This window comes from Gillisia sp. Hel_I_86 (assembly GCF_007827275.1).
Lineage (GTDB): Bacteria > Bacteroidota > Bacteroidia > Flavobacteriales > Flavobacteriaceae > Gillisia.
Genome location: NZ_VISE01000001.1, coordinates 4201569 through 4227961 on the forward strand (window position 1 = coordinate 4201569; position 26393 = coordinate 4227961).

The 26393-nt window shown below is 41.5% G+C and carries 30 protein-coding genes and 2 pseudogenes; 30 read left to right on the forward strand and 2 right to left on the reverse strand.

Annotated elements, in window-relative coordinates:
• Positions 1 to 11: 11 nt before the first annotated feature.
• Positions 12 to 779, reverse strand: a complete 768-nt coding sequence (locus JM83_RS18810) for an IS5 family transposase (protein WP_144959460.1) — start codon at positions 777 to 779, stop codon at positions 12 to 14.
• Positions 780 to 966: 187 nt separating this feature from the next.
• Positions 967 to 1974: a site-specific integrase gene (locus JM83_RS18815; protein ID WP_261376873.1), complete on the reverse strand. Its 1008-nt coding sequence runs from the start codon at positions 1972 to 1974 to the stop codon at positions 967 to 969.
• On the opposite strand from JM83_RS18815, the gene JM83_RS19820 reads away from it, so the two are divergent.
• The 30 genes and pseudogenes from JM83_RS19820 to JM83_RS18970 all read left to right on the forward strand — a co-directional run bounded on the left by JM83_RS19820 (position 1923) and on the right by JM83_RS18970 (position 26392).
• On the forward strand, positions 1923 to 2060 hold the full coding sequence (locus JM83_RS19820; RefSeq protein ID WP_222430259.1) for an IS630 transposase-related protein: 138 nt from the start codon (positions 1923 to 1925) through the stop codon (positions 2058 to 2060). The genes JM83_RS18815 and JM83_RS19820 overlap by 52 nt on opposite strands.
• Complete coding sequence (locus JM83_RS18825) at positions 2035 to 2571, forward strand: IS630 family transposase (protein WP_222430258.1); 537 nt, start codon at positions 2035 to 2037, stop codon at positions 2569 to 2571. Before JM83_RS19820 ends, JM83_RS18825 begins: the two co-directional genes overlap by 26 nt.
• A gap of 14 nt (positions 2572 to 2585) precedes the next feature.
• Positions 2586 to 3080, forward strand: a pseudogene (locus JM83_RS18830) (TraM recognition domain-containing protein); the annotation flags it as partial.
• Positions 3081 to 3154: 74 nt separating this feature from the next.
• Positions 3155 to 3550, forward strand: coding sequence for a hypothetical protein (locus tag JM83_RS18835; protein WP_261376874.1), 396 nt, complete (start codon positions 3155 to 3157; stop codon positions 3548 to 3550).
• 95 nt (positions 3551 to 3645) lie between these two features.
• A complete protein-coding gene (locus JM83_RS18840) occupies positions 3646 to 8046 on the forward strand; it encodes a CusA/CzcA family heavy metal efflux RND transporter (protein ID WP_144963612.1) in 4401 nt (1466 codons plus the stop codon).
• 19 nt (positions 8047 to 8065) lie between these two features.
• Positions 8066 to 9313: an efflux RND transporter periplasmic adaptor subunit gene (locus JM83_RS18845; protein WP_144963613.1), complete on the forward strand. Its 1248-nt coding sequence runs from the start codon at positions 8066 to 8068 to the stop codon at positions 9311 to 9313.
• Between the two features lie 102 nt (positions 9314 to 9415).
• Positions 9416 to 9754, forward strand: a complete 339-nt coding sequence (locus JM83_RS18850) for a P-II family nitrogen regulator (protein WP_144963614.1) — start codon at positions 9416 to 9418, stop codon at positions 9752 to 9754.
• Between the two features lie 15 nt (positions 9755 to 9769).
• Positions 9770 to 10192 (forward strand): Fur family transcriptional regulator, encoded by a 423-nt coding sequence (locus JM83_RS18855; RefSeq protein ID WP_144963615.1) that lies wholly within the window; start codon positions 9770 to 9772, stop codon positions 10190 to 10192.
• Positions 10193 to 10218: 26 nt separating this feature from the next.
• Entirely contained in the window at positions 10219 to 10578 is a 360-nt protein-coding gene (locus tag JM83_RS18860; RefSeq protein ID WP_144963616.1) for an STAS/SEC14 domain-containing protein, read from the forward strand.
• A 32-nt stretch (positions 10579 to 10610) separates the two neighbouring features.
• Entirely contained in the window at positions 10611 to 10832 is a 222-nt protein-coding gene (locus JM83_RS18865) for an SHOCT domain-containing protein (RefSeq protein WP_186435045.1), read from the forward strand.
• 135 nt (positions 10833 to 10967) lie between these two features.
• Positions 10968 to 11130: pseudogene (locus JM83_RS18870) on the forward strand (transcriptional repressor); the annotation flags it as partial.
• A 50-nt stretch (positions 11131 to 11180) separates the two neighbouring features.
• Complete coding sequence (locus JM83_RS18875; protein ID WP_144963618.1) at positions 11181 to 11546, forward strand: STAS/SEC14 domain-containing protein; 366 nt, start codon at positions 11181 to 11183, stop codon at positions 11544 to 11546.
• A gap of 269 nt (positions 11547 to 11815) precedes the next feature.
• Positions 11816 to 12256: a DoxX family protein gene (locus tag JM83_RS18880; protein ID WP_144963619.1), complete on the forward strand. Its 441-nt coding sequence runs from the start codon at positions 11816 to 11818 to the stop codon at positions 12254 to 12256.
• Positions 12253 to 13056 (forward strand): helix-turn-helix domain-containing protein, encoded by an 804-nt coding sequence (locus JM83_RS18885; protein WP_144963620.1) that lies wholly within the window; start codon positions 12253 to 12255, stop codon positions 13054 to 13056. Before JM83_RS18880 ends, JM83_RS18885 begins: the two co-directional genes overlap by 4 nt.
• 5 nt (positions 13057 to 13061) lie before the next feature.
• Positions 13062 to 13331, forward strand: coding sequence for a zinc ribbon domain-containing protein (locus JM83_RS18890; protein ID WP_144963621.1), 270 nt, complete (start codon positions 13062 to 13064; stop codon positions 13329 to 13331).
• Positions 13332 to 13377: 46 nt separating this feature from the next.
• Positions 13378 to 13815, forward strand: coding sequence for an MgtC/SapB family protein (locus JM83_RS18895; RefSeq protein ID WP_144963622.1), 438 nt, complete (start codon positions 13378 to 13380; stop codon positions 13813 to 13815).
• A gap of 62 nt (positions 13816 to 13877) precedes the next feature.
• Complete coding sequence (locus JM83_RS18900; protein ID WP_144963623.1) at positions 13878 to 14768, forward strand: bestrophin family protein; 891 nt, start codon at positions 13878 to 13880, stop codon at positions 14766 to 14768.
• 25 nt (positions 14769 to 14793) lie between these two features.
• Entirely contained in the window at positions 14794 to 17346 is a 2553-nt protein-coding gene (locus JM83_RS18905; RefSeq protein ID WP_144963624.1) for a heavy metal translocating P-type ATPase, read from the forward strand.
• Positions 17347 to 17391: 45 nt separating this feature from the next.
• Complete coding sequence (locus JM83_RS18910; RefSeq protein WP_261376875.1) at positions 17392 to 17574, forward strand: hypothetical protein; 183 nt, start codon at positions 17392 to 17394, stop codon at positions 17572 to 17574.
• Between the two features lie 285 nt (positions 17575 to 17859).
• On the forward strand, positions 17860 to 17943 hold the full coding sequence (locus tag JM83_RS19825; RefSeq protein WP_409994711.1) for an SHOCT domain-containing protein: 84 nt from the start codon (positions 17860 to 17862) through the stop codon (positions 17941 to 17943).
• Between the two features lie 61 nt (positions 17944 to 18004).
• Positions 18005 to 18688 (forward strand): rhodanese-like domain-containing protein, encoded by a 684-nt coding sequence (locus tag JM83_RS18920; RefSeq protein WP_144963625.1) that lies wholly within the window; start codon positions 18005 to 18007, stop codon positions 18686 to 18688.
• Between the two features lie 84 nt (positions 18689 to 18772).
• Positions 18773 to 19162, forward strand: a complete 390-nt coding sequence (locus JM83_RS18925) for a DUF302 domain-containing protein (RefSeq protein ID WP_144963626.1) — start codon at positions 18773 to 18775, stop codon at positions 19160 to 19162.
• Positions 19163 to 19214: 52 nt separating this feature from the next.
• A complete protein-coding gene (locus JM83_RS18930) occupies positions 19215 to 19595 on the forward strand; it encodes a hypothetical protein (protein ID WP_144963627.1) in 381 nt (126 codons plus the stop codon).
• Positions 19596 to 19656: 61 nt separating this feature from the next.
• A complete protein-coding gene (locus JM83_RS18935) occupies positions 19657 to 21306 on the forward strand; it encodes a multicopper oxidase family protein (protein ID WP_144963628.1) in 1650 nt (549 codons plus the stop codon).
• Between the two features lie 61 nt (positions 21307 to 21367).
• Positions 21368 to 21787 carry a Fur family transcriptional regulator gene (locus tag JM83_RS18940; RefSeq protein ID WP_144963629.1) on the forward strand — a complete coding sequence of 140 codons (420 nt, stop codon included), beginning with the start codon at positions 21368 to 21370 and terminating at the stop codon, positions 21785 to 21787.
• A 90-nt stretch (positions 21788 to 21877) separates the two neighbouring features.
• On the forward strand, positions 21878 to 23281 hold the full coding sequence (gene lpdA / locus JM83_RS18945) for a dihydrolipoyl dehydrogenase (protein WP_144963630.1): 1404 nt from the start codon (positions 21878 to 21880) through the stop codon (positions 23279 to 23281).
• Between the two features lie 262 nt (positions 23282 to 23543).
• Entirely contained in the window at positions 23544 to 23792 is a 249-nt protein-coding gene (acpP, locus tag JM83_RS18955; protein ID WP_144963632.1) for an acyl carrier protein, read from the forward strand.
• A gap of 77 nt (positions 23793 to 23869) precedes the next feature.
• A complete protein-coding gene (locus JM83_RS18960; protein ID WP_186435046.1) occupies positions 23870 to 24661 on the forward strand; it encodes a cation transporter in 792 nt (263 codons plus the stop codon).
• A 48-nt stretch (positions 24662 to 24709) separates the two neighbouring features.
• Positions 24710 to 25360 (forward strand): lipoprotein signal peptidase, encoded by a 651-nt coding sequence (locus JM83_RS18965; protein WP_144963633.1) that lies wholly within the window; start codon positions 24710 to 24712, stop codon positions 25358 to 25360.
• Positions 25361 to 25393: 33 nt separating this feature from the next.
• On the forward strand, positions 25394 to 26392 hold the full coding sequence (locus tag JM83_RS18970) for a sodium:calcium antiporter (protein ID WP_144963634.1): 999 nt from the start codon (positions 25394 to 25396) through the stop codon (positions 26390 to 26392).
• Position 26393: the final 1 nt, after the last annotated feature.

Genomic DNA, 26393 nt, shown 5'->3' on the forward strand with positions numbered 1-26393 from the left:
ATTCACAAGAATCATTCGATTCTATTGAGGATAATCTGACAATTCTGCCACAATACCCAATATTCCTGACTTTCCGGTGTTTTTTCATAATCCTTGTCCAGTCGCCTGAAGAAATTGAAGATCCCGAAGGTCCTTTCGGTCACCCATCTCCACTTTACCGGGACAAAGCCTTTCGAGGATGGCGGGCATGACGAGATCTCCACTTCCAGCCCTATTACCGTCCTCTCGACCCACTCCATGAACACCTTCTTGTAGGCATGGTCGGCCAGTATCTTTTCCATCCGGTCCAGATAGCCCAACAGGGGCTCCACCACCCTCTCGGCCACCGCCCCGTCGGCCTGGTTCGCCGCGCCTACCACAACGCCCCATACCAGGCCGAGGGTATCGGTGATCGCGTGCCGTTTCCGTCCGTTTATCTTCTTGTTCCCGTCGATGCCCTTCGACTCGGAGGTCATCGGCCCCGCCTTGACGGACTGGCTGTCGATCGACAGCATACTGGGCGTTGCCCCCTTTCCCTGCCGCTTCCTCTCCATCATGTTCAGCCCTGCGTTCAGCCTTGAAAGGGTGCCGTCCCGGCCCCACTTCCTGAAATGGTAGTAGACGCTCTCCCATTTGGGAAAGCATTCCGGTAGGTTCCGCCATTGGCAGCCGGTGCGCAATATCCAAAGGATGGCGTCGGCAATGTCGCGCAACTTATAGTGGCCCTTGATTTTAACGGGAAGGAATTTTTTCATAATTTCCCACTGTTGGGCAGTCGATCGGGTGTATCTCGATTTCATAAACTCTGTTTTATTTGTGAACTACAAAGTTTATACTGCCCAACTTTTTTTACAAACTTTCACCCAAATTTGTTTTTAAACATGCTCTAAAATAGAATATTCATTTAATAAAATATCCCAAACAATTCATAGTATTAGTTCGGTAGATACGGGGCTTGATTTCGTACTCGATCAAAATTATTTAAAATCATGATCCTAGTTTTTCTTTCAACAGCATCATATCCTCACTTAATTTATTTTCTAAAACCCTAGCATAAATCTGAGTGGTAGATAATTTGGTATGTCCCAAGAGTTTGGAAACCGTTTCTATCGGAACGCCATTGGATAAAGTTACCGTGGTGGCAAAAGTGTGCCTGGCAGAGTGAAATGTTATGGTCTTTTTTATTTTCAATTGCAGCATCACCTCTTTTAGATATTTGTTGACTTTTTGATTCGAAAAGACCGGGAATAAAAATTCGTCTTTTATACTATCGGCATATTGATCCATAATATTTTGGGCCTGGGGCAAAAGTGGCACTTTTACCGTTTCGTCTGTTTTCTCACGTTTGGTATAGATCCAGTTGCTACCATCGATTCCTTTAATAATTTGATGAATGGTCAATTCTTTTATATCTACATAAGAAAGCCCGGTATAACAGGAAAATATGAAAACATCTTTAACTTTTTGTAAGCTGCTATTCGTAAATTCAGTGCCCTCTATTAGTTGAAGTTCCCGTTTGCTTAGATATTGCCGCTCATTTTTCTCGAACCTGAATTTAAAACTATCAAAAGGATTTTTAACCAGCCATTCCAGCCTAATTGAAAGGTTCAGCATCTTTTTAAAACGTTCCAAATGTTTCATCGTGCCATTGTTGCCACAAGTCTTGCGAGAAACCTTAGCAGAATACTGGCGTAGAAACTGTTCAAAGTCGGTTACGAACCGATAGTTGATTTGTTTGATGTCGATATCATTACAGCTCATTTTCTGCTTTAAAAACTCTTTTAAATAGGTTTCGGTGGTACGATAATTTTTCATCGTTCCGGATTTCAACACGTTTTTCATGTGGGAATTGTGATAGCTCATCAATTCCAACAAGGTTTTCTGGTGTTCATCAGTACCGTAGAACCGAGCTTTGATACTCTGGGCGGAAACCACTTTATTCTCTGAGGAAAGTTGCTTGTGACAATCCAGATCATTTTCAATATGAACGCGCAAAAAAGTTTGGGGTAAGTCAAAGTGCTATATACTATGCCTTGAGGCGCCTGAAAATCAGCTATAAAAAAAACGCTATTCAATCCTAAAGCCGATTCTCTAAAGCGGTTGATATTTCAACTTACGATATTGAAATATGAGTTTATAGAACAACGCCAGATTGTTTATGTTGATGAGAGTGGTTTTGCTATGGATGCGCCAAGGGGTGGTGGTTATAGTACAAAAGGACAACGGTGCTACGCCAGTAGGGATTGGCATGCAAGAGGTAGGGTAAATGCTATTGGGGCAATAACTGACTTTAAGCTGTTCAATGTGTGTCTGTTCGATACCTATATCAATGCAGATGTGTTTTATGCATGGTTGACACAGGAGTTGATCCCTAACACTCCTAAACATTCGGTGATCGTACTTGACAATGCTACCTTCCATAAAAGAAATGATGCTATGCAAGCCATTGAACAGGCAGGGCTTATCGTAGAATTCCTACCTCCATATAGTCCTGACCTAAATCCAATAGAAAAGAAATGGGCACAAGCTAAAAGTATTAGACGAAAATTTGGCTACGATCCCGATGAACTTTTTTTATACTCAAAATTATGATGTTTTATTTTGATTTAGCTATACTTAATTTGCACCGCATTCCGGCAACTTTACGAAGCTATGATATTCCCACAATTTATGTGATGCAGGACAAAATACAGAATGATATGCTCTATGGAGATAAAGCTAGTAAAGCTATTTTAAGCAACCTATCCTATCAATTTTTCGGTAAGGTAAACGACCCAGGCACCGCCAGATATTATGAACGTTTTTTTGAATTGGTAAAAATGGAAACTACAAGCGTTAATAAGGGGTTCAATCTTAATTTTGATAGACGGATTACCACAGGCGAAAAAGAAGTTTCCAAACGCAGGACAGATGTTTTCTTTCGTTTGAAACAAGGCGAGTTTATAACTTTTGCTGATGGCAAGGATAAAAGAGTTCAATTTAAACTACAAACGATTAAAAGGGAAATACCAAATCCTCATCAACATTTCACAACCGATGAATTAAAGCTCAATTTTGAACGGATTTATAGAGAGGCAAAATCTATATTTAAGGTTAACTAAAATTAGTTAATAAAGAACAACCATAGCTTTTGCACAACCTGTGCATCGATTAATTTGTATTTTTGTCAAACTTTATGAAAATATTCGTTTCCATATCGATGTCGTTTCTATTCTTTTTTCAAGGAATAGCAGCCAATATGGAAGTTTGTGAGCAGATTGAAGAAATATCCCATTTTATTGCTCATTATCAAGACCATAAAGAAGATGATGGATATTCTTTTTTTGAATATCTTTATGAAGATTACATAAATGATGATGGAAAAGTGGATAACCACCATCCAGATTCAGACCATGAAAATGTCCCTTTGCATACGAGCCATCCATGTTGTCAACATTTTGTGTTCTTTGCCCCTTTTCAACCTATATCAATTAATACGGTTTCCCACGGGGCACAAAATCAATTCAATTATTACGCTTTCCAATTAAATTCCAGATATCTGGAATCTCTTTTCCAACCCCCCAAGGTTTAATGAATTATCTGCAAAGGCAGGTATCTTATAAATTATCGTGGCCCATTTCAATTGTGGTCAACTCACTACTATTTATAATTCATTAAACTTTTTCTATGATTAACAAAATCATTTCATTTTCAATCAATAATAAATTTATTATTGGGCTCTTTATAGTGGCACTTGTGGGCACGGGCATTTGGTCCATGGCCACTATAAACCTGGGTTCCGTACCCGATATTACCAACAACCAAGTACAGGTTATTACCGTTGCCCCAAACTTGGGGACAGAAGATATAGAACAATTTGTTACCTATCCGGTGGAGTTGGCAATGGCAAATCTTCCTGACGTTATCGAGCTGCGTTCAGTATCCCGTTTTGGTCTGTCCGTGGTTACCATTGTATTCAAGGATGAACCGGGCACCTATCTGCCACGGCAATTGGTACAAGAGAAATTAACCGAAGTTGCCGGAGAAATCCCTGAAGGTTTCGGCACACCTTTTATGGCGCCCATAACAACAGGTCTGGGCGAAATATTCCAATATACCTTAAAGGTAAAAGAAGGTTATGAAGACCAATATGACGCTATGGAACTGCGTACCATCCAGGACTGGATCGTAAAACGCCAAATGGCATTGGTGCCGGGGGTGGTTGAGGTCAATGCCTTTGGCGGTTATGTAAAGCAATATGAAATTGCCCTCAGCCCGGATAGGCTCAATAGTTTTGGCATCACGATGAGCCAGGTCTTTGATGCGTTAAAAGCCAACAATGCCAATACGGGCGGTGCCTATATTGAAAAAAACCACCAGGCCAATTTTATCCGGGGCGAAGGGTTGGCACGTAGCCTTGAGGATCTGGAAAATACCGTCGTGAGTACGGAAAACGGCACACCGGTACTGATCAGGGACGTTGCCGAAAAAGTAGGCTATGGCAACCAAGTACGGTATGGTGCTTTTACCCAAGATGGCCACGAGTCTGTCGGTGGACAGATCTTGATGCTCAAAGGGGAAAGTCCCAGTAATGTTATTGATAATGTACAAAAACGTATTGACGAGATACAAAAATCACTTCCTGAAGGCGTTTATATCGAACCTTTTTTAAGCCGTGCTGAGCTGATTGCAAGAACCACAAGCACGGTTGAAAAAAATCTGATAGAAGGCTCGTTGATCGTAATATTCGTTTTGGTACTGCTTCTGGGAAGTCTCCGTGGCGGACTGATAACCGCCTCGGTAATACCCCTTTCCCTTTTATTTGCTTTTATTTTGATGAAGCAGTTTGGGGTCTGGGCAAACCTGATGTCCTTGGGTGCGATCGATTTTGGTATTATCGTTGATGGCGCTGTCATTATCGTGGAAGGGATGGTGCTCCATATCCATCAGCGGATGAAAAAAACCACAACCGCCATTGGCCAGTCTGAAATGGATGAAATCGCCTATGAATCGGCAAGTACGATGATGAATTCGGCATTTTTTGGACAACTTATTATCCTTATTGTATTCACACCAATTCTCTTTTTGACTGGTGTAGAAGGAAAAATGTTCCGTCCAATGGCGTTTACGTTCGGATTTGCCGTTTTAGGAGCGATTATCCTTTGTCTTACGTATGTTCCAATGATTTCGGCGATGTTCCTAAAACCTGCTAAAAATCAGAATAGTTGGTTTGCCAAATTTGAAAACAAGATTGATAGGTTCAGTGATAAAATAATGTCCGGTTTAAACAGAGGGTATGTGCCATTGCTAAATTTTGCACTTCGTTTTCGAGCTGGAGTCGTTATAGGCGCTGTTGCCTTGCTTATGATTGCGGGATTTATTTTCAGCAATATGGGAGGCGAATTTATCCCTAAACTTGATGAGGGCGATATAGCAATGCAAGCCCTTATCAAACCGGGGAGCAGCCTTACCGAATCCATCGAGGCCTCTAAAAAACTCCAGAACTTGGTGAACGAATTTCCAGAGGTCAAGACGATGATCTCACGGATCGGGGTTGCAGAAATCCCGACCGATCCCATGCCCATGGATATCGCCGATAGCTATATCATCCTTGAGAAGGACAAGAGCAAGTGGACAAGTGCCGAAAGCAAAGAGGAACTCATAGAAAAAATCAAAGAAAAGATCTCGGTGATCCCCGGGGTAAATTTTGTATTTACCCAACCCCTTGAATTGCGTTTTAATGAACTTTTGACTGGGGTTCGGGAAGATGTGGCCATCAAAATATATGGGGAAGATTTGGATATTTTGGCAGAAAAAGCCAACGAAATGGCCGCCATCATCCAGACTGTGCCGGGTGCCGGGGATGTACGGGCGGAGGCTACCAGTGGCTTGCCGCAAATGACCGTTGTTTACAATCGTGCAAAGATGGCCCAATATGGGGTGACCATCGATAAACTGAACGACTATGTAAGCGCCGCCTTTGCTGGTGAGAGCGCCAGTGTCATTTTTGAAGGCGAGAAGCGGTTTGAAGTGGTCATACGATTGGCGGAAGCATACCGTAAGGATATTAACAATCTCAGGAACCTCTATATCGATTTGCCCAACGGCAATCAGGTACCCTTGAAAGAAGTGGCGGATATCAGCTATAAACCGGGTCCGATGCAGATATCACGTGACAATACCTATAGAAGGATTTATGTAGGGGTGAACGTACGGGGCAGGGATGTTAAGTCAATGGTCGAGGAGGTGCAGCAAAAACTCGATGCGCAGTTGGACCTACCACCGGGATACTATATTACCTATGGGGGCTCGTTCGAGAACCTGCAAAGGGCGACCGACCGATTGATGATCGTGGTACCCATTGCGTTGGCACTCATCTTTATCCTGCTGTACTTCGCCCTTGGTTCTTTCTCACAATCCACTATGATCTATATGGCCGTGCCCTTGGCAGCCATCGGTGGGGTGTTCGCCCTTTGGATAAGGGGAATGCCCTTTAGTATATCGGCAGGTGTTGGTTTTATCGTACTCTTTGGAGTAGCGGTGTTAAACGGATTGGTACTGATAAACAAATTCAATGAATTAAAAGAAAGTGGAATGACAAATTTAAAAGATAGGATATATGAAGCGACCCACGAGCGGCTGCGGCCCATACTTCTAACGGCAACCGCTGCTATTATGGGCTTTATCCCAATGGCGATTTCCACCTCTGGAGGCGCTGAAGTACAACGGCCTTTGGCCACAGTTGTTATTGGGGGCTTAATTACGGCTACGTTTTTAACATTGGTCGTCGTTCCTGTCCTGTATTATTGGCTGGAAGCACGCAAAGAAAAGAAAAGCAATGGTGGTGACGCAAGTTACATCAAGAAAGGTACAACGGTTATTATCGTATTATTGAGTTTGGGAGGGTTTTTAATCCCAAATTCAACAAATGCACAGGACAATCAGTTGGCGCAAACCCTTACCTTGGAAGAAGCCGTTGCCTTGGCAAAGGAAAATTATCCCACCCTTAAGGAAGGGCAAGCGTTCATAGACAGGGAACAGGCGTTGAAGGGCACCAGTTTTGACCTGGGCAGGACCTTTTTATATGCCGGCAGGGAAGACCAAGGGGTGCAGCAGGGAATACTGCGTACCTACGGGGTACAACAGGGAAACATTGACCTGCTTTCCGGGTTTTCAAAAAACAAGTTTTATAAAGAGCGCGTGCAACTTGGGGAAAAGTTCTATGAACTTAACGAACAACAGTTGGTACGTGATGTGATGCAGGCCTATTACGAGATTGCCTATAATAAGGCCCGCCTGAAGCTTGCCGAGAGGCTGGACAGCATCTATGCCAATTTTGAAAGTGCGGCCAAATTAAGGTACGATAGCGGTGAGACCGGAAAACTCGCCTATATTTCCGCTTCCTCGGAGTACCAACAAATACAGGTGTTGCGGCAACAGGCCTATGACGACATCGAGATCGCCAAAAGGGCACTAAAGCAATATCTGGGGACAGACCGCCCCATCGAAACGATGGATGGGCCTTATGGGACCATAAACCTTATGCCCGTTATCGATAGTTTGGATATAGGGAACAACCCTTTGTTGCAGTTCGACCTGCAGAACGCAGCAGTGGGCAAGGCGAACGTGAAGGTAGAAAGATCCCAGTTCCTGCCAAAGTTCAGCCTGAGCTATGACAAGCTCAAGTACAATGATTTTACGGGGTTCAATGCATATCAGGCGGGTATCAGCATCCCCTTGTGGTTCCTTCCCCAAAAAAACAGGGTAAGGGCGGCAAAGGCAGATGCAATGGTGGCCGAAAACCAGTATTTGACACAAAAAGCGGTCACCCGGAGCCTTGTCTCCCAACTTTACAAAGCCCAGGACAAAACGCTGAAGACGCTGAACTACTATGAAGCAGCAGCACTGCGCCTGGCCGAAGAACAATTGACCACTGCCGAACTGGCCTCCAAGGAAGGGGAAATTGACTATGTGAGCTATATCACCATCCTCAACAGTGCCATCAACATAAAAATAAACCATTTGGATTTTATCAACCAGTATAACCAACAGGCCATTGAGATACAATATCAATTGGGCAACCTATAATCTAAAAAAAGAATAAGAAATGAAAAATATAGCAATAGTAAGTGTAGCATTAATGGTCTTCTTGATGGTTGGCTGCAATGATAAACCCAAGTCGGAATTGGGCCATAACGAAAATAGCGAAACCTCTGAAAAAATGAAAGAGGACGGTGATGCCCACGAAGAAGAAGGTGAACATAATGAAGAAGAAGAAGGCGAAGAAGGCGTGGTGGAGATTTCCAAACAACAGGCCGAGACCATAGGTTTGGAAATGAAACCTTTGGAAGAACGCAATTTAGGGAACAACATTAAAGTAACAGGAATGCTGGCGCTTTTCCCCCAGGACAAGGCCAATATCAGTCCATTTGTAGGTGGGAACGTAAGCGCGATCAAGGTAATCCCTGGCGACAACATCAACAAAGGCCAGGTGCTGGCATATATAGAACACCCAGATATCGTTGCAATGCAACAGGATTACCAGGAAAAAAACGATGAACTGGTCTTTTTGAAACAGGATTTTGAACGCAAGCAGACCCTTTATGACAAAGGTGTTTCCTCGGCCAAAGAGTTCCAGATGGCACAGTCAAAATTCCGCTCCACCACTTCCAGCGTCAATGGTTTACGGTCCCAATTGAGGTTGTTGGGCATTGACCCGGACAAAGTGGCCGAAGGCCAGATATACTCCGCTGTTCCCATAACATCCCCTATAAAAGGATATGTAGATGAAGTTATGATAAGCCTTGGCGATTATGTGGCGCCACAGTCCAAAATGTTTTCAATAAGTGACAATTCCAAGATTTATGTCAACTTCAAAGTCTATGAAAAAGATATAAAACAAATCAAGGAAGGACAACAAATCCTTTTTTCGACTACGGCGAGACCAGATGAACTACTAAAAGCGACTGTACGATCTGTAGGACAGACTTTCGAATCAGACCCAAAAGCCATAGAGGTACTTGCAGATATAGAAAACAAAGATAAGGACCTACTGCCTGGAATGTATGTGGAGGGCAGAATAGTACAAGGAGAGAAATCCGGATATGCCGTCCCTGAAGAAGCCATAGTAAAGGAAGGCGAACAGTCTTACATTTTCATCTTAGAAGAGGATGGTGAAACGGAAGGGAATACGATGAAATTTAAAAGGATTCCGGTAAGCACAGGCGTAAACGACCTTGGCTTTGTGGAAATCAATATTCCTTCAGAAATGGCAAAAAATATTAAGGTTGTCACAGTTGGAGCCTACACCCTTTCTTCGGAAATGGTCAAGGGCGAACTGGAACACGGGCATTAATCCAATATCAATCAAAGGTTTTGATCCCGAGTTTGTTTATCGTCTTAATTAGTTAGTTAAAAAGGACAGGCTCGGGTCAAAATCGATTAAAAATAAATAATTATGAAAGAAATAAAAGCATTTGTAAAACCGAACAGGATACAACGGGTCATTGAAGCCCTATCGAATAACGGATTTAAAAGTATGACCCTGTCACAAGCAGAAGGAACTGGAGCCTTCAAGGCAAAAGGCGCTAGACCTTCACTCGATTTTTACGTAACGAACAGTCCCGTGGTAAAGGTGGAACTGGTATGTCAAAATGAAGAAGCACAATCAGCAATCGAGATTATCCTTGAAAATGCAAAAACAACTGAACCCGGGGATGGGATCATTTATCTATCAGATATTGAAGATGCTTTTCAGGTAAAAACCGGGGAATCCTTAAAGCGTTACGACCTCTAAACCCTTTTGTAGCGAATGGAAAAAATAGTAAAAAAGTTGGAAAGCAAAGGCATCCGCCCTACGGCAATGCGCCTGTTGACCTATAAGCGGTTGGCGCAACTAAAAGTGGCCATTAGCCTGGGCGAGCTCGAAAAAGATTTTGAACGCTCGGAACGGAGCACGCTTTTCCGTACTATGAAAACATTTGAGGAAAAAGGAATCGTGCACCAAATTGAGGATGGTACCGGCATAATTAAATATGCCCTGTGCGAAGAAGACTGTGAATGCGAGGTCGGCAACGACCTCCATTTACACTTTCATTGCAATAGCTGTGGGGAAACGGTGTGCCTGACCGAGCATAAAATTCCAGCAATAAACCTGCCGGAAGGCTATGTGGCAGAAGATATCAACCTGGTGGCAAAGGGGGTCTGTGAGAAGTGCAGCGATGACCTGGATTAAATTTTTTGATTTAAAAAATTGGAACAATGATGACGATTTATAAAAATGAAGGTAAGGTATATATGGTGGCTCAAAATAGATTGGACGCTATAGATTATGACAATTTGATACCTCAATTAAAAGACCACATACAGGCACACAACACAGTGTACTGGTACATTGAGATGGAAAATTTTGAGGGATGGACCGCAAGTGCGTATTGGAAAGGTGTTGAGCTGAAACTTCCCAATGAGGAGCGACTAAAACGGGTTGCATTAGTGGGTAACCCAAAATGGCAGGAACAGTTTACGGAAGTTTTGATACCCTTTACAAGGGCGCATATTAAATTCTTCGGCCCAGATGAAAAAAAATGGGCCAAAGAATGGATAGAGAAAGAAAATAATTAAAACAGTTAAATTAATTTAAAAACAGAGAAATCATGATGGAAGACTGGTATTTTGGAGGCATGCACTGGATATGGTGGGGACTATGGATAATCCTCATCTTTTGGATATTCCTAATTCCTTACCCCACCCCGGGACAAAAACGGAAAAAAGACAGTGCAATGGAAATCCTGAGGGAGCGTTTTGCACGGGGCGAAATAAGCGAGGAAGAGTTTGAACAGCGAAAGAAACTGTTACGGGAAAACAAGAAAAAATAAGCTGCAATGAAACCGCTCAATGGCATAGATAATCAAAAAAGAGGAGGGCTGAACAGGCAAGGACTTCCCATTGCTATTGTTTTAGGGTTTGCAGCTGGCATAATTATCATACAGCCATTGGGCATTTTCCTGTTCTCGTACGCCTTGTTGGAGTACGATTGTGAATGTGAGGTCGGTAACGACCCTCCATTTAGATTTTCATTGCAACAATTGCAACGAAACGATATGCTTGACCGAACATAAAATTCCACATATTAATCTGCCCAAAGGTTATTTGGCAGAAAATATAAACTTGTAATGGGCAATAATGCACTTCCGCTGCACGATCAATTAACTTAATTTTATTAGATGTTACAAATAACCGGCATAAAACACGATAATGTGATTGCTACAATTGCTAGTGGAAAATTGCAACAGCAGGACATTGAAAAGGTGCACCCAATAATCCATACCATACTTAATAAAGGCTTAAAACTACGTTGGTATCTTGAGATGAACAATTTTGAAGGGTGGAACATAAAAGGTTTGTGGGAAGATTTTAAAATGGATGTTGCCCATGAAAGGGATTATGAGAGAATTGCAGTGGTTGGTGAAAAAAAGTGGCAAGAATGGGCAGGACAATTTATGAAGCCTTTTACCAATGCCAACATTAAATATTTTGACATTAGCCAAAAGGAAGACGCTAAAAAATGGATTGAAAAAGATGGCTTTTAAACTGAATTAATAACTTTTTTAAACAACACAACTATGATGGACGACTGGTATTTTGGGGGCATGTACGATATGCTGGAGGCTCTGGATAATCCTCATCCCACCCCATAGACAAAAACAGAGAAAAGACTGCACAATGGAAATCTTGAAGGACGTTTTACGAGGGGTGAAATAAGCAAGGAAGATTTTGAGGAGTGTAAAAAATGGTCACGGGAGAACAAGTTGCGTTGCATTTGACCAAACGCTACGGAAATTAGAAACGAAAAAAAGATATGAATGCCAAAATTATTAAAGTCTTTTTGCGATTAGCAATTTCAATCGGTTTTTTATCAGCAGTAGCCGACAGATTTGGAATTTGGAGCAAAGAAGTTTCTGTTTGGGGAAATTGGGACAGTTTCTTGAGTTATACCCAAATGATAAATCCTTGGATTCCCAATTCACTAATCCCAACAATCGGAATTTTGGCAACCGTAGCCGAAATTGTTTTTGCGATTTTCTTGATAATAGGATTTAAAACGGAACTGTTTGCAAAATTAAGCGGATTTCTACTTTTAATATTTGCTTTGTCTATGACTTTTTCAACCGGAATTAAAGGAGCGCTTGACTTTTCTGTTTTTAGTGCTTCTGCGGGAGCTTTTGCTTTGAGCCTTATGAAAGAAAAATATTTGGAATTGGACAATCTGATTTCTAAACCGATAAATATAGGAAAATGAAACTGTCCAAGGGCATACATTATCAAAAAAGAGCGGCCCTGAACAGGCGAGATCTTCTTATTGCTAGTGTTTTAGGGTTTGCGGTTGGCATACTCATCATACAGCCTTTGGGCCTTTCCCTATTCCAGTATGACCAAGGTGGTGATGTGGACAACTGGTGGTATTTGTTCAAAAATGCAGTTGGGCAAGCTGTAGGTTTTAGCGATATGGACCAAATCCTAAAAAATATCCTGTTTGGCATTATGGGAAGCAGTCTCGCCTTAATCTTCTACACAAGAAAAACGATATTTCGATTAAACAGGGAGAAAGTCGGGGTTACTTTAATAAGGGAATTATTGGACAAAGGGGAAAACCACGAGATAGAATTCAAAAGTACCTTGCGGTGGGACCTTCTACAAGGTAAGGTAAACAAAGCCTTGGAAATGGTAGTGGCAAAGACCATTGCAGGATTTATGAATACCGAAGGCGGGCATTTAATTATCGGAGTTGATGATGAAGGTAGAATTCTAGGGCTGGGACAAGATTACGGGGCCTTAAAAAAACCGGGCAAGGATGGGTTTGAACAGTATGTAATGCAATTGGTTTCCGTCAATTTGGGCACCCATTTTTGCCCTTTGGCAAAGGTGGCCTTTTACCAATTTGAAGAAAAGGATATCTGTTATGTAAGGATCCGCAAATCGCAAAAACCCGTGTATTTGAACCTGGGCGACCGTTCTCATTTCTTTATCAGAACCGGGAACGGTACCCGGGAGTTGGATATGCCCGAAGCATTGGAGTATATGGAAACACACTTAAATTAAACAATATGGGATTTTTAAAACATTTATTGCGCGGAATGGGCCGGGGCGGCCATCATTCAAGGAGACATAACCGCAAACACGATTATGAAAACAGGGATGATTATTCAGATTCAAGGGTTAAGATAAGATGCCCAAAATGTGATGAGAAAAATGAAGTAAGTGCGGCTTTTTGTCAAAAATGCGGTTCAGCATTGGGTAAGGGAAAATGTGACAATTGCGGGCAGGATATCCCTATGGATGCCAAATTTTGCCCTAATTGTGGCAACCGAACGTAAACAACAACGGATTATTAATTTTATAAGACAAAATCAAATATAATCAATGGACCTTCAAACTGAACTACTGTTATTGCCACGATTAGGGTTGGCAGTTTTATTGGGGATTTTAATTGGCATCGATAGGGAAGCTGACGGCCACGACGCTGGTATCCGAACCTATGCAGCTGTATGTCTTGGAGCCGCACTTTTAACAATCATCAATACGCATATTGAGGTGGCAGACCAAACTCGGATTGTTGCAAATATTGTTTCCGGTATTGGTTTTTTGGGAGCCGGTATCATTTTTAAGGACAATTCAAAAGGCGCTATAGTGGGTTTGACCACGGCCGCTACTGTGTGGGCAACAGCAGGGGTAGGTATTGCTTTGGGGTTTGGGATGTACTTACTTAGTATTACAAGCACATTACTTATCATCTTGCTGCTGGTCGCCCGAAAATTACCCTATTTTAAAACAAGAAAAAAGTTCAAGAATAAAACTTAAATCTATAAAACAATCTACATATAAAGCGGGTAATATATCGAATAACCTTTTAAACAATAAAAATGCTACTGAACAAACGTATTTCAATTTTCCACTTCCTCAATACCATAAAATATGATGTATTATTTTTAGGTAGCTACGCAATTCTCGTGGGTTATATGGACCAATATGGCTTTTTAGCAAAAATCTCGATCCCCATTGCATTAACCGGGGTTTTTGGCACCGCTGTAGCATTATTGTTGGGTTTTCGTACTAATCAAGCCTATGAGCGCTGGTGGGAAGCCCGTATTATATGGGGTGCCATTGTCAATGATTCCCGTACACTAATCAGGCAGACCATTTCCTTTTATGACAAGGTAGATGAGCAATATTTACATAATGTAAAAGAAACGGTAAACCGTCAAATAATCTGGTGCTATGCATTGGGTGAATCTTTAAGAAACCTTCCGTTTTCGCCCAATGTGGCCGGTTACATGAAATTTGAAGATATCTCTGACCAAAATGTCCCCAATGCAATTCTTCTGAAACATTCACAGGCATTGACCGATGCAAGAAATGAAAGAATAGTGAACGAGTTTCAGCAGATTCAACTAGATAGCACGATAGCTAGACTTTGTGATTCAATGGGTAAGTGCGAACGTATAAAAAACACGGTCTTCCCCAAAGCACATAGCTTATTGATACATCTTATAATCTATGTGTTCGCCACAATGCTGCCATTTGGCCTGGATGATAAGAACGTGGCTGTTGAAATTGCTATTACCTTTTTTATCCCGATCATCTTTGTTGCCATTGAAAAAACATCCATTTTGATGCAGGATCCTTTTGAAAACCAACCTATGGATACCCCTGTAACCGATTTGGCCACAACTATTGAAATAAATCTCAAACAAATGATAGGGAATAAAGATATTCCAATCAAAGAAAAACCGAGCGAATATTATATACTGTAAAGGGTCAACTTTAAAATTTTATAAAATGAAAAAACTAAAAATCCACATTCCCGTAATCCTTCCACAGGCACCGGACGAAAAAGATGCCTGCGTCAACAGGCTCATCAATAAACTAAATGGCCGTGAAGGTATTGACAATGTGCACGTATCCGATAAAAAAATGGACGGTGTGCCGCTACTCTGTTTTCACTATGATCCGGATATCATCTCCATTGACCGCATCCAGCACCTGGCTGAACGTACCGGGGCGGAAATTACCGAGAAATATGGCCATTTGCTCATAGAGGTCAATGGAATAAGGCATACCCGCCACGCCCGCCTGGTGGAAAAAAAACTGCTTGACATTGATGGGGTATTGGAAGCTTCTGCCAATGCCGGGGGAATGATCCGTCTGGAATATGACAAGCGTGAGACCAGTTTTGAAGGGATAAGCGCAAAGCTCGAAAAGGAAAACCTAAAAGTCAATAAAAGCTCCTCTGCCGATGAAAATGGTTTTGCACCTGCGGAAAAGAATCCTGAAAATTTAAATAAAAAAAAGGCAAAGGGCAAAGAAGAACAAAAGCATAAAGATAACGAAGTCCAGAATCATAAGGAAGGTGAAAGCCACGGGGCCGGGGAAGAACATTCCCACGCCCACGGTGGTGTTTTTGGAAAAAACACCGAACTTATTTTTGCTATCATTTGCGGTACGCTTCTGGGCATTGGTTTTGGCCTTTCCTACGTGGAATCCATCCCGGATTGGGTGAGCCTATCCCTATACATCGGCGCCTACTTTTTTGGAGGTTACTTTACAGCGAAAGAAGCCATAGAGACCGTTGTCAAAGGTGGTTTTGAAATTGACTTTTTGATGCTGGTCGCTGCCATTGGTGCCGCCATTCTGGGAGAATGGGCAGAAGGTGCACTCTTGCTGTTCCTATTTAGCCTCGGGCACGCCCTGGAACATTACGCAATGAACAAGGCAAGAAAAAGCATCGCCGCGCTTGCAGACCTTGCGCCAAAAACAGCCTTGCTTAAAAAAGATGGCAAGACAGAAGAAGTCGGGATTGAAAAATTGGGCATTGGCGATATCATCGTGGTCAAGCCAAACAGTAAAATATCTGCCGATGGTGTTGTGGTCAACGGAAAAAGCAGCGTCAACCAGGCACCTATTACCGGGGAAAGTGTACCCGTGGACAAACTTCCCGTGGAAGATACTGCCAAGGACTATTCAGAGGATGATGAAATAAAGGACGAAAACCGCGTGTTTGCTGGAACTATTAACGGCAACAATACGCTTGAAATTAAGGTAATCAAAGAGGCGAAGGATTCTACACTGTCCAGATTGGTAAAATTGGTGAATGAGGCTCAGACCCAAAAATCGCCCACCCAGTTGCTTACCGATAAATTTGAAAGATATTTTGTGCCATCCGTACTGATACTGGTTGGTATCCTGCTCTTTGCCTTTCTGGTCATTGATGAACCGTTTAGTGCCAGTTTTTATAGGGCTATGGCGGTATTGGTAGCTGCAAGTCCCTGTGCACTGGCCATTTCAACACCAAGTGCCGTATTAAGCGGTGTGGCACGGGCGGCACGGGGCGGTGTACTTATAAAAGGGGGGCGACCGCTTGAGGATTTGGGCGTCATTACGGCTTTGGCTTTTGATAAAACCGGGACACTAACTGAAGGTAAACCCAAACTCACTCAGATAGTTGCTTTAGGAAATATGATAGAAGAAGACCTTTTAAAAATAGCTGTTGCAGTGGAAAATCTAAGTGACCATCCCCTTGCAAAAGCAGTGGTTCGTGATGGAAAAAAGATCCTGGAAGGAAAGGAAATACCCGAAGCTTCCAATTTAGAAGCTGTTTTGGGAAAAGGAATAAAGGCATCCTTAGAAAAAGATCAAATTTATGTAGGAAACCTCAATTTGTACGATGAACTTGATGATGACAAACCTTCTCAAGATATAACAGGAAAGGTAAGGGAACTTGAAGGTGGTGGGAATACAACCATGCTTATAAGAAAGAATAAAGAATATATAGGAATCATTGCCCTGATGGACACCCCACGGGAAGCAGCCAAAGAAACATTGAAAAAATTAAAGGAAATCGGCATCAAACGGATGATAATGCTAACTGGGGATAATCAAAAAGTTGCCGATGCCGTGGCGAAAGAAATTGGGTTGACCGATGCCTGGGGGAGTTTGTTGCCGGAAGAAAAAGTGGATGCCATCAAAAAATTAAAAGAACAGGAATCCAAAGTCGCAATGGTGGGCGATGGCGTAAACGATGCGCCCGCAATGGCAAACAGTACCGTGGGCATAGCAATGGGAGCGGCCGGAAGCGATGTGGCCTTGGAAACGGCGGATGTTGCCCTAATGGCCGACAAGTTGGAAACCTTGCCTTTTGCTATTGGCTTAAGTAGGAAAGCAAAGGCCATTATCAAGCAGAACCTTTGGGTAAGCCTTGGTGTTGTGGCACTGCTTATACCGGCCACCATTTTGAGCTGGGTAAACATAGGGGTTGCCGTTGCGTTTCACGAGGGGTCTACCTTGGTAGTCGTGGCCAATGCGCTGCGCCTTTTGGCTTATAAAAAAGATTAGAAAAATTGGGACATAGAAGAACCTGGTTTTTTGAAAGAATATTAAATGACAAATACGGAAAAAATATTATTTACCAAAGGGATACGCCCTACTGAAATGAGGTTGAAAATTTACAAATACCTCAAGAGGAAGACCTATGCCGTAACCTTAAAGGAAATGCAAAAAGTCTTTATGAAAAAAGTGAAAGAAATAAAACAGCAAACAGAACGACCTTTTATCGCAACCTAAAGATTTTTGAGGATAAAGGGCTAATTCATCAGATTAATGATGGGGTCGGAGTGGCAAAAGAGTGGGTTGAAAATTAAGTAATTAGCAAATAATAAATTCAGTTTAAAACATAAAATATTAAATAACCAAAATTGTAAAATTATGTGGTACGAATGTAATAATGATTGGCATTTTTTTGGAATGCACGGGTTCTGATGGCTCTTTTGGGTTGTCCTGGTTCTGATTCTTATTTTCCTGATTTTTCGCCCTAATAATATAATTGCCAGGAAAGGGAAAGATTCCTCCTTGGAAATTTTAAGGCGAAAGTATGCCGCAGGCGATATTTCTAAAGAAGAGTTTGAAGAAAGAAAAAGAGCATTGGAAAAGTAGTTGATGCTCTTATGAAATATAATATTTTTTAAAACTAAAATTAATTATTAAAAAACTTTTTATGGAAATTTTAATAGCAGTAACTAAAAATTGTCCTCACCGGACTTTACTTGAACATGAACTTCAAAATGCCTGGTTACCCTACAAAGTAGCTTATTTTGAGGAGCATCCCGAATTACTTGAAAAATATCACGTAAAGCATTCGCCTTTATTAATTGTAGATGGGAAAGTGGAATCGATAGAGACGAAGGAAATATTAGATATAATAAACGAACTAAAAATAAGGGACAAGGACATATCAAAAATCAGGACTCCGAAAAGAGCTAAAAATTTTATGGTTCCAAAAGGCATAGGCTCAGAATCTGGGTTAGTGGAGGTTGATACAACATGGGGCAGTATTCAGCCAATGCAGGCTGCACAAAATGTAGTCACAATTGGGGAACAGGAAGTGTACCATCACCAAAAAATGAACCTATCCATTATTGATATACGAAAAGCAAGTACTACCGATGGGGTAAGTATTCCGGGTTCAAAAAGTATTCCCTATGATGAGTTGGCTGGAAGAATGGATGAGTTGGATAAAACCTATCCCAATATATTTTTTTGCAATGGCCCACAATGCCCACAATCGTCAACAGCTATAAAGAACCTCTTGAATGCAGATTTTCCGGCCGATAGAATTTTATATTACAGAGGAGGAATGCATGATTGGATAACAATGGGGCTTCCTGTACAACGATTATAAAAGCAATAGTATGGAGCAAACCAGGATATGACACAATATTTATCACTAAATGAAAAGGCGTACTAATAATTAAAATAAAAGAAAATGAGTTACTATTTTGAAAAAACATTGACCAATGTAAGTTTCGATGAGGCCATCGAAAAAGTTACCGAAGAATTGAAAAAAGAAGGTTTCGGTATATTAACGGAAATTGATATTAAAGCTACGCTGAAGAAAAAGCTTGATGTAGATTTCTATAATTACAGAATCCTGGGTGCTTGCAATCCTCCTTTTGCATATAAGGCACTCCAAGCAGAAGATAAAATTGGCACCATGCTTCCTTGCAATGTTATTGTTCAGGAAAGAGAAAAAGGAATAATAGAAGTTTCTGCAGTTGACCCCGCAGCTTCTATGAGTGCAGTAGAGAATGAAGCATTGAACGAAGTAGCTTTTCAGGTAAGGGATAAACTAGAAAAGGTTATTGAAAAGCTGTAAATATAATAGAATGAAATCCAATAAAAATTAACATGAATTAAAAACAAATATTATGAAACAAATTAAAAATGCAGGTATTCTAATGATTTTGGTGGCTTCGATGATAAGCTTTCAGAGCAATGCACAAAACACAGACAAAATTTTGAAGGACCCTGAAAAAAGGGAACAAATTATGACGGCCATTGGCAACGATCCCGAAATGAGAATGGAAATGATGGAAAAAATGGTTAAGAAAGATTCTATGATGTCAAAAATGATGATGGAGAAAATGATGAAGATGGTGGAAAAGGACACTACAATGTCAAAAAAGATGAAGGAAAAAATGGCCACAATGAAAAAAGAAAAAGGGATGAAGTGTGAATGTGAGTGTAAAGATGAAGATGGAACGTGCCAGTGTAAAATGGAGGAGAATGATGAAAATGAAAAGCAGTGACTTGAACTAATCTAATAAACCTGACTCTTTGGACAAATTGTTAATTGGAAATTGAAAAGTTATGGAAAAGGATAAAATAGATAGAAGAAACTTCATCAAGCTTGGTAGCTTGGGGGCAACTATTGTTATTGCCTGGCCTCTTTTGAATTCTTGTAACGGGCTTGCTTCGGAAAAGGAAAATACCGTCGATCCCGATTTTCAAGCAGATTTGGACTTGGATCTGATTGCCAAAGAGGCGAATGTCCAATTGTTCAAAGGAAATACCACCAAGGTTTGGATGTTTGAAGGAAAGGTTCTGACCGGTGATGGAACCGCAGTCCAAAAATTGGGCGAGAGCTATTTAGGGCCTGTAATTCGCGTAAAGAAAGGGCAGAAAATAAGAATCCGTTTCAAAAATCAATTACCCGAGGAAAGTATCGTGCATTGGCACGGTATGCACGTTTCAGAAAAGGATGATGGCCATCCTAAAGATGTGATAGGAAACGGTGACACCTATGTGTATGAATTTGAAATAATGAACCGTGCCGGCACCTATTGGTTCCACCCACACCCGCACGGACGGACCGGGCCACAGGTTTATAACGGCCTAGCAGGGCTTTTTATAGTTACGGACGATGAGGAAAAAAGGCTGAAATTGCCATCAGGCGAATATGATGTTCCCGTTGTACTGCAAGATCGCCAGTTTGATGGTAATAATCAGTTGGTATATCTAAACCGTGGACGTATGGACAGGATGAACGGCTTTTTGGGCAACCGTATCCTTGTCAATGGAAATCCGGATGGGGAACTTTCCCTTCAAAGCGGATGCGTCTATCGATTGCGTATTCTCAACGGTTCCAATTCGCGCTTTTATAAGTTGGCCTGGGAAGACGGCACTCCCCTTGTTATTATAGGCAAGGATGGGAGTTTACTGGATAGCCCTAAATCTAAACCCTATATAATGTTGGGCGTTGCGGAAAGAATCGATGTCTGGCTCGATTTAAGGAACAAACCTCAAGGCTCCCAAATGATTATGAAAAGTTTGTCGTTCTCTCCCGGGATGATGGGGATGATGGGTGGAATGATGGGCAGGGGTCGAAATAACCTTCCCCTGGGCAGTGAGTATGAAATATTGAAAATTTCCATCGATAAAGCAGGGAGCAACAACTTTGAGCTCCCACAAAAACTGGCAGTATTCAATAAACTTGATCCTGCCACTGCCGTTAATAGAAACACCCCAAGGACGTTCCGCTTCTTTATGAGGCGAATGCAATGGACAATCAACGGACGAACTTGGGAAATGACGGGGGTTACCGAAGAAGAAACGGTAAAATTAGATACAACTGAAATTTGGGAAATCGTAAATAGTGGTGGTGGAATGATGGGCAATGGCAATATGATGGGAGAAAGAGGTCGAATGCGAGACCGTGGAGAAATGGAAGGAGACAGAGGAATGATGGGCGGGGGAATGCAAATGCCGCACCCTTTTCATATTCATCATTTACAATTTAATATTCTTGAAAGGGACGTTTCTAAAGTGGACAGCAGGATTTGGAATTCGGTTAAGGATGGATTTATAGATGAGGGTTGGCAAGACACGGTTCTGTTAATGCCAGATATGAGTGTTAAACTAATTATGCGCTTTGAAGACTTTAAAGGGCTCTTTTTATACCACTGCCATAATCTGGAACACGAAGATATGGGAATGATGCGCAACTTTAAAATTGAATAAAAGGTGAACAGGCATAGTACTGGCCGGCCTTTTATAAAATCGATTTTTGAAGAGTTTTGCTATGACAACAACGGAAAAAATATTATTTACCAAAGGGATACGCCCTACTGTAATGCGGTTGAAAATTTACAAATACCTCAAGAGAAAGACCTATGCAGCCAGTTTAAACGAAATGCTAAAAGTCTTTATCAAAAAAAGTGAAAGTAACAAAACAGCAAATAAAACCACGTTTTATAGAACGATGAAGTTGTTTGAGGAAAAAAACATAGTCCATCAGATTGATGATGGAACAGCCGTTGTGAAATATGCACTTTCTGATGAAAACATCTCAGATTTACATATGCATTTTCATTGTACCAATTGTGGAGAAACAATCTGTCTACCGAATAAAATATCGGAAGAAAGCTTGCCAGACGATTATGAAGTGAGCGATGTGAACGTGGTATTGAAAGGAATATGTGAAAAATGCAGGGGAAAATAAAAGGTGGGAGTTCCAGATCCCTGAACCCTTGCGCCCAATGGTCAGGGTCAGGTATCTTCCACCTTCTCTAACTTAAAAAAATATTTGAATATGGAAAAATTTGATGTAACTATTATAGGATCTGGCCCGGGCGGTTATGTAGGTGCAATCCGTTGTGCCCAATTAGGTTTAAAAGTGGCCATTATTGAAAGGTATAGCACCCTGGGCGGAACCTGTCTTAATGTGGGCTGTATTCCGTCAAAAGCCTGGCTGGAAGCCTCTGAGCATTATTACAAACTCAAGCATCAATTCGAAAAATTTGGGATCAACGTAAAAGAGGCCAATGTCGATATCATAAAAATGAACCAAAGGGTTCAGGACGTGGTACAGGAAATCATTAATGGAGTTGACTATCTGATGAAAAAGAACAAAGTTACCGTTTATGAAGGCCATGGTACCATCAAGGATAAAAATACAATAGAAATTAAGGGCGAAGATAAAACGGAAACCATAGCAACCGGTAAAATCATTATTGCCACCGGATCCAAACCCGCTTCGCTACCTAATATCAAAATCGACAAAAAGAGGATTATCTCTTCTACCGAAGCCCTTGCCCTACGGGAAATCCCCAAGCATTTAATGGTCGTTGGTGGTGGCGTTATCGGTGTTGAGATAGGTTCCGTATTCGCCCGCTTGGGTTCAAAGGTTTCTATAGTAGAATATTTTGATAGCCTCATCGCCACTATGGATGGCGCATTGGGACATCAATTGCACAGTTCCCTAAGAAAACAGGGAATTGAGTTTTATCTACAGCATAAGGTGACGGATGCAACGGCAGCGGATAACAAAGTGGAGTTGAAAGCAGAAAACCTTTCCAATAAAAAAGAAATGAGTTTAGATGGCGATTACTGCCTTATGGCCATTGGCCGAAAACCGTACACCGCAAATTTAGGACTTGAAAATATAGGAGTGGAAACCAATGAAAAAGGACAGATAACGGTGGATGAGAACCTCGAAACCAACGTCAAGGGAGTGTATGCCATAGGAGATGTAATCCGCGGGGCAATGCTTGCCCATAAAGCCAGTGAAGAAGGTGTTTTTGTAGCCGAAACGATTGTTGGCCAAAAGCCCCACATTAATTATTCGCTCATCCCAAATATCGTGTACACCCAGCCCGAGGTCGCCGGCGTAGGCTTGACGGAAGAAGAATTGAAAAAGGCCAATAGAAGTATAAAAACAGGCTCTTTCCCATTTAAGGCTAATGCAAGGGCAAAAATAAGTATGGATACCGATGGTTTTATCAAGGTAATCGCAGATAAGCGGACCGATGAGATATTGGGGGTGCATATGATAGGGCCTCGCATCGCAGATAGTTATACCGAAGCGGTGGTAGCGATGGAATTTAGGGCATCTGCCGAAGATATTGCAAGAATGTCACACGGGCATCCCACTTTTTCCGAGACCTTTAAGGAGGCCTGTCTGGCCGCTACCGAAGGCAGGGCATTGCATATCTAACATTTACAATAACTGGCACAATAAAGAATAAAAGAGATGAAAAAGCTTCAGCAATTGACCAAGGAAATTAACGAATTGACATTGAGAATTGAGCAAGACTACCCTGAACTATACCAATATCTCGATGAAAACCCTATTACAATCCCTGATTGCGAAACACGGGAGCTTTCCGTCAGCTCGTTCGTGGAATATTTGGATAGCTTGAAGTCAATTTTGGAAAGATATATAGAATCACATAAATAAATAAATAAATGAAGAACGGATGGAAGATTTTAAAATAAGGTTCAACAAGCTCCTGACCAATAAATTTGGAAGACATCCAAATTTGTTGAGACCAGAAGCAAATTTTAGGGAAGACCTCGGGGCGGATATTTTGGATATGGTGGAATTGATGCTGGAGTTTGAAAATGAGTTCAATATAACCATCTCAGATGATGAAGCCGACAAAATAACTACCCTAGGCGAAGCCGAGACATATATTAAAGATAAAATTAAAAATAGTAAATCTTAACAAAAGTGGAGCAAACTTGAATATTTCAAATACCAAGTAATCAAGCTTTAAATTAAATAATCCAGTAGCATCTCATAATGAAAAAAAGCACTTTTATAATAACTAAAATGGACTGTCCCTCGGAAGAGCAGATGCTCCGGATGAAATTAGAGACTTACACCCAAGTTAAATACTTGGATTTTGATATCCCCAACAGAAAGTTGGAAGTGTACCATATAGATACGATCGAGGAGATACATTCATCAATTGCAGAATTAAAGTTCAATGAAAAACTTCAGGGAACCGAAGAAGCCGAACCTCCTGTAATGGAAGACCAATCCAAACAAAAAAAGATTCTTTGGTGGGTCTTGGGAATCAATTTTGGCTTTTTCGTTATCGAAATGACCACGGGGTGGATCTCTTCTTCTATGGGCCTTATTGCAGATTCACTGGATATGCTGGCAGATTCGATAGTATATGCGCTAAGTTTATTTGCAGTAGGTGGTGCCATTTCCAGAAAAAAGAAAGTTGCAAAGTTTAGCGGGTATTTTCAGATGGCCTTGGCAACACTGGGGTTTATGGAGGTATTGAGAAGGTTTTTCAGTGAAAGTGAAACTCCATTATTTCAATGGATGATCATTGTTTCCATTTTTGCCCTACTAGGAAATCTCATTTCACTTTGGTTGATCAACAAGGCCAAAAGTAAGGAGGCGCATATGCAGGCCAGTGCTATTTTTACTTCAAATGATATCATCGTAAACGGAGGGGTAATACTGGCCGGTGTTTTGGTCTATTTTCTGAATAGCAAATGGCCTGATTTGGTAATTGGCGGAATCGTTTTCACGTTTGTGATGCGGGGCGCCATAAGGATATTGAAACTTTCGAAATAATTAAATATGTGATACACAATATGTATAGGTAACAACAACAAGATGATTATGAATAAACGAAATGTAGCATTATTGATTTTACTGTTGTTGGTAATAGACCAGGCCATAAAGATTTATGTGAAGACCCATTTTTATTATGGCGAGGAGTACTACGTATTTGGCCTGGATTGGTTTCGCTTGCATTTTTTGGAAAATTCAGGAATGGCCTGGGGCTTTAAATTTGGGCAGGGATATCTGGCCAAATTTGTTTTAATACTATTTCGTTTCGTAGCCGTTATTTGGGGGACTTTTCACATCAAAAAGATGATACGCGAGGGATATGCAAAGGTCTTTATAGTCTGTGCAGCATTTATATACGCAGGTGCATTGGGTAATTTGATTGACGGTGCATTTTACGGACTGATTTTTGAAAAAAGTGATCCGGCATTACAGAACATTGCAGAAATATTCCCATCAGGCGGTGGTTATGCTGGATTTTTAAATGGCAATGTGGTGGATATGTGGTTCTTTCCAATTATTGATACAAGGCTTCCGGAATGGCTGCCATTATGGGGAGGCAATGAATTTACTTTTTTCGACCCTGTATTCAATACCGCAGATGTTTGGATTAGCACGGGGGTTATTTTACTCCTGATCTTTCAAAACAAACAAAGAAAAGACCAGAAAATATCGGATAAGAAAAAGTTGAAAATATACTGAAGGTAACAGAACAATTATAAAAATAGATTAGTTATGAACGTCTGGCTTTGGGTAGTAGTATTGGGGTTGGCAGCTTGGGCGGCACACTGGGGTGCGGACCAACTCCTGACGCCTTTAAAGATGCTCCGCAAACAATGGGGCCTGACGGCTTCAGCAGGAGCCGCTTTTCTTGCTATTGTAACGGCGAGCCCCGAAGTGGCCATAAACATTACCAGTGCGGCACGAGGTGTTTCGGATATTGGCCTGGGCAACCTATTGGGCTCAAATATCATTTCCATTCCGTTAATGGTTACCATAGCCTATTTCGCTTCGCGAAAGCGTTTCAAGAACAATGATGAGCATCAAAAACACCTAGATAATAAGGTACTATCCTTGAACAAACGTTCTGTTTCGGTATTATCTATCCCCTATCTGGCAATTATCGGTTTGGTGGCTATATTAACGCTTCCCAAAGCCTGGCGTGGCCTTCAGCCCATTGACGGTTGGATTATGCTCGCGGCCTATGCCGCCTTTCTGGCCCACGCCATCATAAAAGGCAGGGAAAAGGGAAAAAAAGTGGAGTGGGACAAAAAACAGATTTGGTTATCGATTGCCGGAGCTATGGCGATAGCGGTAGGAGCTTTTTTCATCGTAAAGGCCACTGAAAATATTGTTTCGGCCCTAAGCATCTCTGAAATCGTTGGCGGATTGTTCATCACGGGTATAATGACCACCGCCCCCGAAATATTCAAGACCTGGAGCGTGGTAAAGGGTGGCGAGGTAACAGCGGGCACCACCAGCGTGATTGCGGATAATGCTGTTACCATGACGGTGGCATTTTTCCCGTTGGCACTGGTAACCACCCCTATCGAGGATTTCCAGTTGTTCTGGGTCAATCTCGCATTCGTGGGCCTTATGCCACTTTTGTATTCCCTATTTATTCATCAAAGCAAAGAACTTCACGGTTTTAACAGATGGCAGATATTCGTGTTCGATGCGGCGTATATAATTTATCTATTGACGATGGTGTTTTTTGTTCTAAAACTATTTTAAA

What these genes read in the sequence shown, in the direction of transcription:
- JM83_RS18885 (WP_144963620.1), top strand. Translation starts at nt 12,253, where the DNA reads ATGAAACTGTCCAAGGGCATACATTATCAAAAAAGAGCGGCCCTGAAC.
- JM83_RS18890 (WP_144963621.1), top strand. Translation starts at nt 13,062, where the DNA reads ATGGGATTTTTAAAACATTTATTGCGCGGAATGGGCCGGGGCGGCCAT.
- JM83_RS18960 (WP_186435046.1), top strand. Translation starts at nt 23,870, where the DNA reads ATGAAAAAAAGCACTTTTATAATAACTAAAATGGACTGTCCCTCGGAA.
- JM83_RS18910 (WP_261376875.1), top strand. Translation starts at nt 17,392, where the DNA reads ATGACAAATACGGAAAAAATATTATTTACCAAAGGGATACGCCCTACT.
- acpP (WP_144963632.1), top strand. Translation starts at nt 23,544, where the DNA reads ATGGAAGATTTTAAAATAAGGTTCAACAAGCTCCTGACCAATAAATTT.
- JM83_RS18900 (WP_144963623.1), top strand. Translation starts at nt 13,878, where the DNA reads ATGCTACTGAACAAACGTATTTCAATTTTCCACTTCCTCAATACCATA.
- JM83_RS18850 (WP_144963614.1), top strand. Translation starts at nt 9,416, where the DNA reads ATGAAAGAAATAAAAGCATTTGTAAAACCGAACAGGATACAACGGGTC.
- JM83_RS18940 (WP_144963629.1), top strand. Translation starts at nt 21,368, where the DNA reads ATGACAACAACGGAAAAAATATTATTTACCAAAGGGATACGCCCTACT.
- JM83_RS18860 (WP_144963616.1), top strand. Translation starts at nt 10,219, where the DNA reads ATGATGACGATTTATAAAAATGAAGGTAAGGTATATATGGTGGCTCAA.
- JM83_RS18835 (WP_261376874.1), top strand. Translation starts at nt 3,155, where the DNA reads ATGAAAATATTCGTTTCCATATCGATGTCGTTTCTATTCTTTTTTCAA.
- JM83_RS18865 (WP_186435045.1), top strand. Translation starts at nt 10,611, where the DNA reads ATGATGGAAGACTGGTATTTTGGAGGCATGCACTGGATATGGTGGGGA.
- JM83_RS18845 (WP_144963613.1), top strand. Translation starts at nt 8,066, where the DNA reads ATGAAAAATATAGCAATAGTAAGTGTAGCATTAATGGTCTTCTTGATG.
- JM83_RS18970 (WP_144963634.1), top strand. Translation starts at nt 25,394, where the DNA reads ATGAACGTCTGGCTTTGGGTAGTAGTATTGGGGTTGGCAGCTTGGGCG.
- JM83_RS18840 (WP_144963612.1), top strand. Translation starts at nt 3,646, where the DNA reads ATGATTAACAAAATCATTTCATTTTCAATCAATAATAAATTTATTATT.
- JM83_RS18925 (WP_144963626.1), top strand. Translation starts at nt 18,773, where the DNA reads ATGAGTTACTATTTTGAAAAAACATTGACCAATGTAAGTTTCGATGAG.
- JM83_RS18920 (WP_144963625.1), top strand. Translation starts at nt 18,005, where the DNA reads ATGGAAATTTTAATAGCAGTAACTAAAAATTGTCCTCACCGGACTTTA.
- JM83_RS18905 (WP_144963624.1), top strand. Translation starts at nt 14,794, where the DNA reads ATGAAAAAACTAAAAATCCACATTCCCGTAATCCTTCCACAGGCACCG.
- JM83_RS18965 (WP_144963633.1), top strand. Translation starts at nt 24,710, where the DNA reads ATGAATAAACGAAATGTAGCATTATTGATTTTACTGTTGTTGGTAATA.
- JM83_RS18855 (WP_144963615.1), top strand. Translation starts at nt 9,770, where the DNA reads ATGGAAAAAATAGTAAAAAAGTTGGAAAGCAAAGGCATCCGCCCTACG.
- JM83_RS18935 (WP_144963628.1), top strand. Translation starts at nt 19,657, where the DNA reads ATGGAAAAGGATAAAATAGATAGAAGAAACTTCATCAAGCTTGGTAGC.
- lpdA (WP_144963630.1), top strand. Translation starts at nt 21,878, where the DNA reads ATGGAAAAATTTGATGTAACTATTATAGGATCTGGCCCGGGCGGTTAT.
- JM83_RS18875 (WP_144963618.1), top strand. Translation starts at nt 11,181, where the DNA reads ATGTTACAAATAACCGGCATAAAACACGATAATGTGATTGCTACAATT.
- JM83_RS18810 (WP_144959460.1), bottom strand. Translation starts at nt 779, where the DNA reads ATGAAATCGAGATACACCCGATCGACTGCCCAACAGTGGGAAATTATG.
- JM83_RS18895 (WP_144963622.1), top strand. Translation starts at nt 13,378, where the DNA reads ATGGACCTTCAAACTGAACTACTGTTATTGCCACGATTAGGGTTGGCA.
- JM83_RS18930 (WP_144963627.1), top strand. Translation starts at nt 19,215, where the DNA reads ATGAAACAAATTAAAAATGCAGGTATTCTAATGATTTTGGTGGCTTCG.
- JM83_RS18880 (WP_144963619.1), top strand. Translation starts at nt 11,816, where the DNA reads ATGAATGCCAAAATTATTAAAGTCTTTTTGCGATTAGCAATTTCAATC.